Origin of the sequence: Exiguobacterium sp. UBA5002 (genome assembly GCF_002396765.1) — a bacterium.
Taxonomy (GTDB): Bacteria; Bacillota; Bacilli; order Exiguobacteriales; family Exiguobacteriaceae; genus Exiguobacterium_A.
This window is the reverse complement of sequence record NZ_DGYQ01000026.1, coordinates 228,014-240,408: the sequence shown is the minus strand read 5'-3', so window position 1 is coordinate 240,408 and position 12,395 is coordinate 228,014. Positions and strand designations below refer to the sequence as shown.

Sequence of the window (12,395 nt, the reverse complement as noted above, 5' to 3'; positions counted from 1 at the left end):
GAGGGGCTCTTCGTTATTGCTGTTGAATGCGTTTTGGTGTTTCGACATACATTTGGACAGAACGATTTAAAGGTAATAAAGAAGTTGGATTTTTCAAAACGGTTGCATCATAGGCCATGCGTAATCGAGAAGCCTCAGCATCCGCAGATTTATTGGCAATCATGAGTCGTTCTAAATCCCTCACATTAGCAGGGAACTGATTCTCTGCTAAATCGAGTTTTCCACGATAGGCGTTTACTTCTAGTTTCCCTTTTGTAAAGATTCCACCACGTACGTTCATCGTCGACCCGACAGAGTAGATCGTATTGATTTGATCGTCATCGCTGTAAAGGAACGCATTTAGGTCGGGCGTAGTCGTTCGGGGTGTTGAAAATTTATTCACCCGATTGATGACGAGTGTTCCTTTACTGAGTAGGATTAACGTGTTTTGTTTCGTGGATGAAGTGAGACCTTGAATATTCGCATCATCGAGACGACTTGTACCTGTCGTATAAATCGTTGTCGCAAAACCGACATTCCCTCGAACGAGGAGGTTACCTAGGACGACAAGCGGCCGTTTGATTTCCAACGGCTGCTCAACGGAATTCAGTGAAGAAATTGTCAGATTCCCATTGATGATCAAAGGCTCGAGCGTCTCTTGTACTAAATCATCCGTCAATGTGATCGTGTTGTTTGTGTTCGGTGCCGGGCTAATCATCTGTCGTTTCGTATCAAGTGCCGTCAGAAACGGACCTGTTAAGACCGATTGTGGAATAGCCGAGTCCTTTAAGGAGGTAGTGATTTGTGTAATCGGTGTATTCACCGGCAGCTTCAAAAAGTCATTCAAAGCGTAGTTGAAGTCGAATGGAACAAGCGCTTCTTTCGTTGAGGCGAGGTCCGTTGATCCTTTTGGATCAAAAATGCTACGGTCACAAGATAAATAATCTTCACATTGCAGCAAAGGGAGATTTTTTTCTTGGAACACCCGAATTTGACCAGCGACATAAGGAAGTGCTTGTGTATTCGTGAACGTCCCATTTTCATTATTGTATTTAAAATAAGGAGTAGCGGTTGCCTTTAAAGGATTTCGCGAGAAGATATTACCTTCGATGAAAGGCGCACCTTTAATAATGACTTGGTTATCCGAACCAAGCGTATAGTACAAAAAGCTTGGAATAGCAGACAGATACACGCGTTGGCGATATGTCTTGCGAATCACAGGCTGATCACCCTTTTGTTTCTCGACTGTTGCGGTTAAATCTAATGCTTTAACTCGGATATTCGAGGCGGTCTCGTTTACTTCGACCGTGACACTCGGAACGATGGATTTTAAAGGTAAGACGATTGCACTATTTAAATTACTGAATAGTGCTTGTGAAGATGTCGTAGGTGAAGTCCCAGTCGTCTTGACGACGATTTGCTGTAATGCAGCAACGGCTTTATCTAAGTCATTTTGAGTGGATGTCTCGACATCGATATCCGTTTCACGAATCTCAGTTAATCGTGTGGACTGTAGACTGATACCAATCGTGGCTACGGCAAGAACGGAAAGTACCGTTAGCGTGACGAGTACGAATAATAAAGTGTAGCCTTGTTCAGATTTACGCATGATTAGTTCCTTTCTGAATTAAAATCCAATCGTACTCGTGAAGGTCTGTACTTCTTCTTGATCAGTTGACTGGATTCGAGTCGTGATGGTCAAAATACCATGGATGACATAACGACCAGGATACGTACTTCCGGTGATCGTTTGATATTCAGGACTAGATAATGTGAAGGTTTGAAAAAGTTCGGATTGCTCATCGATTGATTGTGGCTCTGACGTATAGACGAGTTTATCGCCTTGTTGCTGTTCGGTCAGGAATGTATATGTAACAGGCTTCACGGTAGATGCGGATGCTGAAGCTTCTTCTGTTGCATTGAACGGTTGAAATCCACTAGCTCGTTCAAGTAATCCCGTCTCATTGTTCAGCGTAGGCAACGTTCTTTTATAAAAAGAGAGTGTTTTGGATTCATCGATGCGAATCGCATCAAAGCCACTGACCTCATTTAAAATGATACCGATCCGACTATCCGCTTCACTACGTAATTCACTAATGATACCAGTTGCTCGAAAACTTTTCGTTCCGGAAATGAATACCGTCAAGATGACAGCACTGAAAATAGAAGCAACGACGATCGAGACAAGTAGTTCGACGAGTGTGAAACCTTCACTTTGTTGTTGGAAAACTTTGGTTGAGCGTCGCATTCGTAATCGATCCTTTCAAAGTCGTAATCGGTTCAGTCGTTCCTTCTACATACACATATACATAAAGATCGAGCAGATTCGGATTCACTTCACCTTCCATTTTATGAGGTGTCACACTGTACTTCACATCAAATGAAATATTGTTGATTTCAGGATCAGTAAAAATTGACGTGCAAATAGCCGATACACCACAAGAAGGAGTGGCGGGTTCTGGAATCACATAATTTCCATTCAGATAAACGGCTTTCAGTGCTTCTTGAGATAATGAAACGAAAGAAAAGGCTTCATTCGTTGTCGCTTCAATCGCTTCTCGCTTTATGTAAGAAGTAGCATTTTTAGCTAAATAGTTCGCAAACGTCAATTCCGTGCTAGTGCGTGATGCTGAAAGAGATTGCGAAAAGATACTGATCAATGAGACAGAGATAATCGACAGAATCGTAATACTGACAAGGACCTCGATTAATGAAAATCCATCTTGTTTGTGTTGCATATGCTCACCTCTTCATTTCTATCGGAAAAAACATCAATTGGATGAAGTTCAAAAACCTACAGACATTCACAGTTAGAGAAAAGAATTGTCAGGATAGACTTATGTTTCATCATGATATTCATTATAATGGAAATACTAGGCACCTGAAATGATTAATTCATACAGAAAGGAAACAGATGATGCTCAATACAAAGCGTTTTGCTGTACATACACTTTTACTCGTCTTACTCGTGGTTTTGATTTATGTGCCATCGTTCGCCTTAATTTCCTTTACCGGAAAGGCGACTGAACAGACGACTTTTTCTGAAACGGCTAAAGTTGGATCTGTTCCTGTAAGTGGGATGAGCCGTAAAGAAGCTGAATCCGCAGTCCAAAAAGCGATTACGGAATGGTCCAAAAAAACACCGTTGACGACGGGTACAGGAGAAGAAACGTTACCGGTACCAACTGAATTGGTGACATTTGATTCTGAGGAATCTGTAAAAAAAGCGTCTCTGAAAACGGGAGGAGACTTAATTCTCTCAATCGATGACGAAATGCTACAAAGTTTTCTATCTACACAACCTGTCAGCTATTCACAAGAGCAAACGGAAGCGTTTAAAACATGGTTAACGAATACAAGCAAGACATTAGCTGAAGGGAATTTTGATCCTTCACAAACGTCAGAGTCGTCTGCTGAAGGTGAGGTCGTATCAAGTATCACGTTCTCAACACGTTCAGCAGCAGAAGAACAGATGATTACAGGCATGGCAAACGTCGAAATCAAGCCAGATCAATTAATGAATGTGAAAACGTATGGTATGGATCCAATCGCTGCTTCTTACGTTGGAAGTAAATTATACGAATTGTTCGCAAAAACACCATTTGAAATCGTGGAACGCATGCCACATGCGACACTCCCAGATGATATTACACTAGGTTACGATGTCAAAATTGACGAAAAAACAGATTTTGCTGTTCGAAATACGCAAGCATCGGTGTATCGCCTCGTCGCTACGCAAGAGGGAAGCGACGTAACGATTGAACTGCGCGGAGCCCCAATAAAAGAGGCAGTGACTGTTGTGATGGAAGGAGAAAAGACAATCCCATTTAGAACCATTACTCGTTACTCAGCTACGCTTTCAGCCGGGACGACAAACGATACACAAGCCGGTGAAGAGGGAAAATCGATTGAAGTCTACCGTGTAATGAAAACAGCTAAAGGCGAAAAGAAAAAGCTACTTTCCTTAGATTTTTATGCGGCGGTCCCAGCTGTCATTACAAAGAGTAGTCAAGAAGAACAAGCGCCTATCGTGGTTCCACCAACCGAAGAAACACCATCTGAGGACGGAACGGATTCTGAAACGCCGGATGAATCGAACCCTGAGGATTCGCAAACGGACGGTACGGTCGAAACGCCAGATTCTCCTACTTCACCGGACAGCCCAGATTCACCAACGGTACCAGACGAGGACAATCAAGGGGATCCGGCTTCACCAGTAGACGATGAATCGACAGGTAAAGCGGTCGGTTAAACGAGGAGGGAAGAGTATGAATTGGACGACGATTGCAATTGAGCTTGGAATCATCATCGGACTTGCGACAATCATTTGTGGATTGATGTTTGCGGTGACGATTCCATATGTAACCTCGATTCAGGCGAAGTCAGTATTATCCATCGCAGCGATTATCATGGTGACACTGATCTATTTTAGTGTTCAGTTGGATTGGATTAGTAATCCCTTTGTAGCGATCGGGATGGTATTACTGTGTGTCGTAACGGGAGGCGTTACGAGTCTGATTGATGAAAAGAAACAAAAGCGAACTGTAATGATTGAAGACGAATCATGGCATGCGGAAGGATGACGGACTAAATGGCGATGAAGCGAAAACGACTCGGTGAAATGTTAATCGAAGAGAGCTTAGTGACAGAGAGTCAAATCGATGAAGCACTTTCTGTAAAACGACCAACTGAAAAATTGGGTGACGCGTTACTCCGCCTCGGTCATTTGACGGAACAACAGTTACTAGAAGCGCTCCATCATCAATTAAAGATTCCGATCATTCAACTGTATAATTATCCAGTCGATGTTGCGGTAACGAAATTGATTTCAAAAGAATTAGCACAGCGACATACGTTAGTTCCGGTCTACCGTGAAGGGAATCGTTTATTTATTGCCATGGCGGATCCGATGGACTTGATCGCAATCGATGATTTACGGATGCAGACGGGTCTAGTGATTGACGTAGGTATTGCGACACGGGACGAAATCAGACGAACGATCTTGAAGTATTATGATATCGATTCATCGTTGCGCGATTTGTTGGAGTCAGATGATATGACGGAGATGGAACAGTCGCGCGACGTGGTGACACGTGAAGATGCGCCAATCATTCGTCTCGTTAATCAAATCTTAGAAAATGCGATTGCGCAACGGGCATCCGATATTCATATGGATCCACAGGAAACATCGATGACGATTCGAATTCGAATCGATGGAGAACTTCGAACGGAAAATAATTATCCGAAGCAGATTCAAAGTATTTTAACAACACGAATCAAGGTCATGAGTGAGCTTGATATTACAGAATCTCGTTTACCGCAAGATGGACGAATCAAATATGTCTTTAATGGACTAGCTTACGACTTCCGTGTTTCTACACTACCTACCGTATACGGGGAAAAAGTCGTTATTCGAATTTTGGACAGTTCCAACTCAAATATTTCTATCTCTAAAATTGGTTTCAGCTCACGGAATGAAACACAGTTCCGAGAAATGTTAAAACGACCGAACGGTATCATTTTGATTACCGGGCCAACCGGTTCAGGGAAATCATCGACATTGTATGCAGCCTTAAATGAGTTGAATGACGAGTCACGCAATATCATCACCGTCGAAGATCCAGTTGAGTACCAGGTCGATGGCATCAATCAGGTCCAAGTGAATGCGAAGATCGGTTTGACGTTTGCGAGTGGTCTTCGATCGATTCTCCGTCAGGATCCGAACGTCGTCATGGTCGGTGAGATTCGCGATATTGAAACAGCAGAAATATCGATCCGTGCTTCTTTGACAGGACACTTAGTTCTATCCACGCTCCATACGAACTCAGCAGTTAGTTCAATTACACGATTAATCGATATGGGCGTTGAATCGTTTCTCGTTGCAGCTTCGCTTAGTGGGTTGATCGCACAACGACTCGTCCGCCGTGTTTGTCGGGACTGCGGAGAAGTCCATCCACTCTCAACGCGGGAACAGGAGCTGTTTGATCAAGAAGGAATCGAGGCGACGACTGTCATGCGAGGGCGTGGCTGCTCATCTTGTAATATGACCGGATATCGAGGTCGTGTCGCGATTCAGGAAGTCATCATGATTGACGAAGTCTTACGGCGCATGATCATGAACCAGTCGACGGAAAGTGACATCACAGCGTACGTTAAATCGCAAGGACAACGTTTCCTTCTAGCTGATGGTCTATCGAAAGTAGCTGACGGTATCACGACGACAGAAGAAATTTTACGGACGGTGATTTCAGAATGAATCAAACGATGGAACGTGCCCAAATCGAAGATATTCTTCGTTCCTCGAAGGAACGAGGGGCATCCGATGTTCATTTGACTGCCGGATCCCCTCCTGTGTTTCGGATCAATGGAACACTGACACCATATGGATCTGAGAAGATGAAACCAGTCATCATTGACGGGTTCGTTCGTTCGTTGATCACGGAAGACATGTATCAGCAACTGAAGCAGGATCGAGATATTGATTTTTCGTTTGGTGTGACAGGTGTAGCGCGATATCGGGTCAATTGTTTTTACCAGCGAGGTGCATTATCGATGGCCTTTCGAACGATCCCGACAGAAGTGCCTTCGCTTGAACAGTTAGGACTTCCTCCAGTCATCAAACGATTTTTGACGAAGCCACATGGTCTCATCCTTGTCACGGGTCCAACAGGTTCCGGGAAGTCGACGACGCTTGCTGCGATGATCAACGAAATCAATCAGACGATGTATAAACGGATCATCACACTGGAAGACCCGATTGAATACTTACATAGTCATCGAAAGAGCTTAATTGATCAACGGGAGATTGGAATTGATGCGCCACGTTTTTCGACAGGATTGCGCTCAGCGCTTCGCCAAGATCCGGATGTGATTTTACTGGGAGAAATGCGCGACCTTGAGACGATTGCTACCGCGGTAACGGCTGCTGAAACCGGTCATCTTGTCTTTGCGACGGTGCACACGGCAACAGCAGCTTCAACGGTCAGTCGCATCATCGATGTATTTCCGTCGGAGCAACAAGATCAGATTCGGGCACAGCTAGCGAACGTCCTAGCGGGTGTCATCTCACAACGACTCATGCCACGATCGGATGGGACAGGACGTGTCGCTGCCTTAGAAATCATGGTTGATACACCAGCTGTCTCCAACTTGATTCGGACAGGTAAGGAATATCAGATTCAATCCGTCTTACAGACGGGTAAACAATATGGCATGCAAACGATGCAGATGGCCTTACAGGATTTGGTCAGTCGCGGTTTGATCCCGGCATCTGCTGCAACACCATACATATCGGGGTGAAGGGATGGCAGTATTCATTTACGAAGGTCGAACGATGGCCGGAAAACGAAAGAAGGGCAAGATTACTGCGCTGACGAAGCGCGAGGCAGCAGAACGGCTTCGGACGGATCAAATCGCCGTAACATTGCTTGAGAAACAAGAATCAAAAGGGTTAAATACCGAGATTACGTTTTTAAGTGCTAAACCGAAAATCGAGCATCTTGTCATGTACGCGCGTCAGTTTGCGACGCTCGTTCGATCCGGTGTTTCGATTGTTAGGGCAACCGAAATTTTACGTAAACAAACAGAATCAAAACCACTCGAGCGAGCGCTTGTCGAGGTGGAAGATGATTTGCGTAGTGGGATTCAGTTTTCCCAGGCAATCGAAAAGCATCCTCGTGTATTTGATACGTTTTTCGTTAGTATGGCGATGGCGGGGGAAGCGAGTGGTAATCTCGAAGAGGCGTTAGATAACATCGTGACACAGCTGCAAAAACAATATGAGATCAAACGAAAAGTCATCTCCGCTTTAATCTATCCGGCGGTCGTCTCAATTGTCGCGATCGGCGTCGTTGTCTTCCTGATGATGAATGTCGTACCGACGTTCGCTTCGATCTTTGATCAGTTAGGCAGTGAGTTGCCACTGATCACGAAACTCGTCGTCGCAGTCTCCGACTTTTTTGTCGCCTATTGGTGGGTACTTCTATTGATTGCATTTGGTTTGATCGGACTGTTGTATTTTAATCTCAAGAATGAGCGCCAACGTCTCTTTTTTGACCGTTTCTTGTTAATGATTCCAGTCTTCGGACCGCTGATTCAAAAATCACAAATCGCACTGATGACACGTGGCTTGTCGGTGTTACTGAATGCGTCAGTACCGATTTTAGCTTCGCTTGACATTACCGAACGAATCGTTACGAATCGGATCATTCGTAAAGGGATTGCAGGTGCGAATGAAGCGATGTCTCGCGGTATTCCGATGCACGAACCTTTGGAGCGAAACAAATATTTCCCGCCGCTCGTCACACAGATGATTGCGATTGGGGAAGAGTCAGGTCGCCTCGATTCGATGTTGACGGAAGTCGCGAACTTTTACGAAACCGAAGTGGAAACGACGACGGATCGTTTGAAATCGATCATCGAACCATTATTGATTGTTGTTTTAGCCGCAATCGTTGGTGTCATTGTCATTGCCGTCGTCGTACCGATGTTTAAGATTTACTCTGACATTCAGGCAAGTTGACAATTGTAAAAACATTTACCTGTTGTTAAAAAAAGACATAAACTACAAAAAATGTGGTGCTACTATAATAGTATTCGTTTGGATAGTAAGTCTTACTAACCAAGAACAGTAAAAAGCACTAGGGAGGCATAATGAAATGATCGAACGGTTAAAAGAAATCTGGTTAGATGCAAAACAAATGCGTGATGAGCGCGGACTGACATTGATCGAGTTACTTGTCGTCGTCGTTATCTTAGGTATCATCGCAGCAATCGCTGTCGTCGCAATCGGTGGATTGATTGAGAACTCACGTAAAGATGCAGTTGTTTCGGATGCGAAGCAATTGGTATCTGCTGCGAAGTTATATACTTCTTCGAATCCGATCAAAGCAGGGGAAACGGTTGTAATGGGAATTGAGAAAGCTGGAAAGAAATTTGCTACAACTGACGGTGTAGTGCTCGATAAATATATCGATAGCATGGAGGACCCATTCGATTCTCCTAAACCATATAAAGATGCATTTGTATCTGTAACAGAAACTGGTGGGAAGTATACTTACTCTGTAACCCTTAAAGGTGAGGAAGATTACTTTGCAAATAAAGGTCCATCTGAACTAAAACGTTGGTAATCGTCCCCCCTCCTCGGGGGTTTTTTTCTGAAGTTTTTTGAAAGGGAGGTCGTGTCATGACGATTGTCTTCACGGTATATTTTTTCTTGCTAGGTTTATTGATCACATCGTTTACGAATGTCGTCGGTTTGCGTGTTCCGGTCGGGGAGTCGATCGTTCATCCACGTTCCCATTGTCCGACCTGTGGACATGTGCTTGGACCACTCGAACTGACGCCAATACTCGGATATGTAGTACTCGGTGGGAAGTGTCGTTCCTGTGGACAGGCGATTTCAATCAAGTATCCAGCGCTTGAACTACTCGGTGGAATGCTCTATGCGTATGCCTTTTGGCAGTTCGGTTGGTCGATGGAACTTGCGTTGACACTCACTCTAACTAGTCTCTTGTTTATTCTTACGATGTCTGATCTTGCCTATATGCTCATACCGAATAAAATTTTACTGTTCTTTTTACCAATTGCCTTGATTGTGCGCTACCTTTCTCCACTTGAAAACTGGTATAATCCAATTATTGGAGGAATTGTCGGATTCGTTCTATTGTTCGTCATTTTTCTTGCATCACGACGCGGTATGGGAGCGGGAGATGTCAAGCTCTTCGGTTTACTCGGGATTTTCCTTGGACCGCTTCACGTCGTCATCGCGTTGTTTGTTTCAGCATTTGTTGGTTCAGTGATCGGGCTGACGCTACTCGGAACGGGACGCGTCAGACGAAAACAACCGATACCATTCGTTCCCTCCATTGCGATCGGGACATTACTTACATATTATTTTGCGGATGATTGGGTGTCGTGGTACCTCGATTTACTGCTTTAAGAAAGGAAGAACGTACATATGACGCAACGGCGTAAAGGTACATATGTTTATTTTAATTTTACGGACGTCGCTATTTTTGGTGCGGTTGTCAAAAAAGGGGTCTTGAAACGACGTGCTGTCGTATCTCTTCCAGCAGGTACGTTACAGGGTGGATGGCTTCAACCGGAAGCGTCGCTCGATCTGATTTTTGATAGTCTATTGACGAAGTTGAAAGTTCCTCGCGGATCTAAAGCCGTTCTTGCGCTGGATGGTTCACTCGTCCTTGCGCGGAAACTCGATATTCCGGAGACGATTGCGACGAATCAGATCCGGGGTTATCTATTCATGGAGATTGGTCATAGCATTGTCCTTCCTTTTGAAGAACCATACTTCGACTACACTGTCCTTGAAGACGGTGAAAAGCGTGAAATCATGCTGTATGCGGCACCGAACGAAGCACTGAAACAATATACGCAATTGTTTAAACAAAAGCATCTTCGATTAGTGGCAGCGGAACCGCAACCACTGTCTACCTACTTCGGTCTTGAAGCGCATTATCCAGCAGCAGATACCGATACGCTACTGATTTGGAATGCAAACGCAACGAACCATCAATTGATTATCATCGAAGACCGTGTACCACGCCTGATTCGCTCAGTGGATACGTTTTCGGCAGATGCTTGGGATGTAGACGTGATCGAGGATCAATTGCATTATCGCTATCGATCGGATGATCAGACAGTTGAACTCGTCTTGGATGAAATGCTGTTAGAATTTTCGCGTGTGCTAGACTTTTACCGTTTCTCGCTCGCTCGAGAAAGCCGCGAAATCAAGACAGTTGTCCTTGCGGGAGACTTCCCGTTTCGAGATGAATTAGCGACACGATTCCGAACGAACTTTGATCTTCAGTTAGATGAAGTACCGGACATGATGACAATCGATAGTCAATCGGTTCCACGCATTTACTTACCGATCGTTGGTCTAGCCACTGCGCGACCAGATCGTATCAACCTTTTACCGGAAAGTGACGAGGCACCGAAATATCCGCTTGTCGCTTCGCTGATTTTATTATTATTTGGTGGATTGATTGGTGGTTATTTATATTGGCAAACGGATCAGTTCGCTAACCGAGTGGAATCCGTAGACGATCAGATTCAAATCGTCCGACAATTACAATCCGAATCCGATCAGTCGTCTAAACAAGAAGTCGTTCAATTGAAACAGACGGTCGAGTCGCTAGAAGAAGCACCTAAGCCAGCTGTTCCAACACTTGAGCGGATCACACGTTACTTACCGGAACGCGGGTACATTCTTCAGTACGCATATGAAGCGGATGATACCGTTGCTATGACGGCTCAGTTTGAGACACTCGATGAGCTGAATGATTTTTACCGAGAGTTGCTGACCGATAAAGTGTTCTCCGGTACGACGCTGGCAAGCGTGACGACAAAAACGATGAATGAAAAAACGGATGTCGTGACAACGACAACGGTTGATCCGGCGACCGGTCAAGAGATTCCAACGACGGAAATTACTCCGAATGATGACACGAAGACAGAAGAACCGCGATATATCGGTCAGTTTTCTATGAATGTCAATCCTGAGGAGGTTGTTAAGGGAGAGACCAATGAGGCAGACCCGGCAGTACCGAAAGAAGATAAGCCATCTGAGCCAGAAATTGAAGGGGACGGTCAAACACCGGATGATCCTTCAGGAGAAGTCATCTCGACAGAAGTTGAGGAGGTGCCTGAAAATTGAAGCGATATAGTAGCTACCTCCTTCTCTTTTTATCAATCCTCATCGTTTTAGGTGGCATTGGGTATTTTGGATATGCGACGTATATGACACATCAAACCTTGCAACAAAAAGAAGCGACACTCAAGCGAGAACAAATGGCGTTAGAGCAAGCAAAAGCAAATGAGCAAAAAGTGGACGTGGCAGAATCGAGTTTCCTACAGCAAAAAGTTCCGGTGACGGCATCGAATGATGATGTCATCGATGCGATCAACGCAGCAAGTCAGATTGCTGGAGTAAAAGTGCAGTCGATTACTTTCGGTCAATCGACAGAGACGACACCACAATCTCCCGTAACGTCAACACCAGCTGTTGATGGAGCGATGGCGACCGAATCGGATCAAGCGACAACGCCTACAGCGACTACTCCCGCAGCAAATGCGACACCGTTACCAGCTTCCTTGACGATTGAAGCGCCGTCATATCTTGAACTGATGGCCTTCTTGAAACAAATTGAGCGAACAGATCGCATTACGATTCTTCGCCAGATTCAGTTGACTGGTCCAGAAGAACAAGGACCTGGCGGTGGCGCAATTCAATTGGAAAACGAAATGCTATCTTTCACAGTCGAAATCGAATCGTATTACCGTCCGGATTTAACGAAGTTGACGCCTGATAAACAGACGCCGCTTAAAGAAAAAACACCAAAGTCAGATCCATTTGTCGATGTGACAGGAAATTAAGATGAGTTTGGCGGTTCCTA

At 44.7% G+C, this 12,395-nt stretch carries 12 protein-coding genes; 9 read left to right on the top strand and 3 right to left on the bottom strand.

The annotated features are described in order from the left end of the window. Positions 1–13 precede the first annotated feature (13 nt). The 3 genes from B4C70_RS08415 to B4C70_RS08405 are packed head-to-tail and all read right to left on the bottom strand — an operon-like array spanning position 14 to position 2,717. Positions 14–1,588 carry a type II secretion system protein gene (locus B4C70_RS08415; protein WP_290778390.1) on the bottom strand — a complete coding sequence of 525 codons (1,575 nt, stop codon included), beginning with the start codon at positions 1,586–1,588 and terminating at the stop codon, positions 14–16. 18 nt (positions 1,589–1,606) lie between these two features. Then, positions 1,607–2,227 (bottom strand): PilW family protein, encoded by a 621-nt coding sequence (locus B4C70_RS08410; RefSeq protein WP_023468964.1) that lies wholly within the window; start codon positions 2,225–2,227, stop codon positions 1,607–1,609. Then, entirely contained in the window at positions 2,190–2,717 is a 528-nt protein-coding gene (locus tag B4C70_RS08405) for a type IV pilus modification PilV family protein (RefSeq protein WP_023468963.1), read from the bottom strand. The genes B4C70_RS08410 and B4C70_RS08405 overlap by 38 nt, the downstream gene beginning before the upstream one ends. A 176-nt stretch (positions 2,718–2,893) precedes the next feature. On the opposite strand from B4C70_RS08405, the gene B4C70_RS08400 reads away from it, so the two are divergent. The 9 genes from B4C70_RS08400 to B4C70_RS08360 all read left to right on the top strand — a co-directional run bounded on the left by B4C70_RS08400 (position 2,894) and on the right by B4C70_RS08360 (position 12,375). Further along, positions 2,894–4,231, top strand: a complete 1,338-nt coding sequence (locus B4C70_RS08400; RefSeq protein WP_214746527.1) for a G5 domain-containing protein — start codon at positions 2,894–2,896, stop codon at positions 4,229–4,231. Between the two features lie 16 nt (positions 4,232–4,247). Further along, the gene (locus B4C70_RS08395; protein WP_023468961.1) at positions 4,248–4,562 is read left to right on the top strand and encodes a hypothetical protein; all 315 of its coding nucleotides are present in this window, start codon (positions 4,248–4,250) and stop codon (positions 4,560–4,562) included. Positions 4,563–4,570: 8 nt separating this feature from the next. After that, complete coding sequence (locus B4C70_RS08390; protein ID WP_214746524.1) at positions 4,571–6,235, top strand: GspE/PulE family protein; 1,665 nt, start codon at positions 4,571–4,573, stop codon at positions 6,233–6,235. After that, positions 6,232–7,278, top strand: coding sequence for a type IV pilus twitching motility protein PilT (locus tag B4C70_RS08385; RefSeq protein ID WP_023468959.1), 1,047 nt, complete (start codon positions 6,232–6,234; stop codon positions 7,276–7,278). The genes B4C70_RS08390 and B4C70_RS08385 overlap by 4 nt, the downstream gene beginning before the upstream one ends. Before the next feature lie 4 nt (positions 7,279–7,282). Next, a complete protein-coding gene (locus tag B4C70_RS08380; RefSeq protein ID WP_290778379.1) occupies positions 7,283–8,500 on the top strand; it encodes a type II secretion system F family protein in 1,218 nt (405 codons plus the stop codon). 136 nt (positions 8,501–8,636) lie between these two features. Further along, positions 8,637–9,107: a type II secretion system protein gene (locus B4C70_RS08375; RefSeq protein WP_214746519.1), complete on the top strand. Its 471-nt coding sequence runs from the start codon at positions 8,637–8,639 to the stop codon at positions 9,105–9,107. Between the two features lie 56 nt (positions 9,108–9,163). Beyond that, on the top strand, positions 9,164–9,919 hold the full coding sequence (locus B4C70_RS08370; protein WP_290778372.1) for a prepilin peptidase: 756 nt from the start codon (positions 9,164–9,166) through the stop codon (positions 9,917–9,919). Positions 9,920–9,937: 18 nt separating this feature from the next. Further along, positions 9,938–11,656 carry a fimbrial assembly protein gene (locus tag B4C70_RS08365; protein ID WP_290778368.1) on the top strand — a complete coding sequence of 573 codons (1,719 nt, stop codon included), beginning with the start codon at positions 9,938–9,940 and terminating at the stop codon, positions 11,654–11,656. Next, a complete protein-coding gene (locus B4C70_RS08360) occupies positions 11,653–12,375 on the top strand; it encodes a hypothetical protein (protein ID WP_290778365.1) in 723 nt (240 codons plus the stop codon). The genes B4C70_RS08365 and B4C70_RS08360 overlap by 4 nt, the downstream gene beginning before the upstream one ends. Positions 12,376–12,395: the final 20 nt, after the last annotated feature.

Excerpts from the sequence above, each read along its gene's own strand:
- B4C70_RS08415 (WP_290778390.1), bottom strand. The coding sequence starts at position 1,588 with ATGCGTAAATCTGAACAAGGCTACACTTTATTATTCGTACTCGTCACG.
- B4C70_RS08410 (WP_023468964.1), bottom strand. The coding sequence starts at position 2,227 with ATGCGACGCTCAACCAAAGTTTTCCAACAACAAAGTGAAGGTTTCACA.
- B4C70_RS08405 (WP_023468963.1), bottom strand. The coding sequence starts at position 2,717 with ATGCAACACAAACAAGATGGATTTTCATTAATCGAGGTCCTTGTCAGT.
- B4C70_RS08400 (WP_214746527.1), top strand. The coding sequence starts at position 2,894 with ATGATGCTCAATACAAAGCGTTTTGCTGTACATACACTTTTACTCGTC.
- B4C70_RS08395 (WP_023468961.1), top strand. The coding sequence starts at position 4,248 with ATGAATTGGACGACGATTGCAATTGAGCTTGGAATCATCATCGGACTT.
- B4C70_RS08390 (WP_214746524.1), top strand. The coding sequence starts at position 4,571 with ATGGCGATGAAGCGAAAACGACTCGGTGAAATGTTAATCGAAGAGAGC.
- B4C70_RS08385 (WP_023468959.1), top strand. The coding sequence starts at position 6,232 with ATGAATCAAACGATGGAACGTGCCCAAATCGAAGATATTCTTCGTTCC.
- B4C70_RS08380 (WP_290778379.1), top strand. The coding sequence starts at position 7,283 with ATGGCAGTATTCATTTACGAAGGTCGAACGATGGCCGGAAAACGAAAG.
- B4C70_RS08375 (WP_214746519.1), top strand. The coding sequence starts at position 8,637 with ATGATCGAACGGTTAAAAGAAATCTGGTTAGATGCAAAACAAATGCGT.
- B4C70_RS08370 (WP_290778372.1), top strand. The coding sequence starts at position 9,164 with ATGACGATTGTCTTCACGGTATATTTTTTCTTGCTAGGTTTATTGATC.
- B4C70_RS08365 (WP_290778368.1), top strand. The coding sequence starts at position 9,938 with ATGACGCAACGGCGTAAAGGTACATATGTTTATTTTAATTTTACGGAC.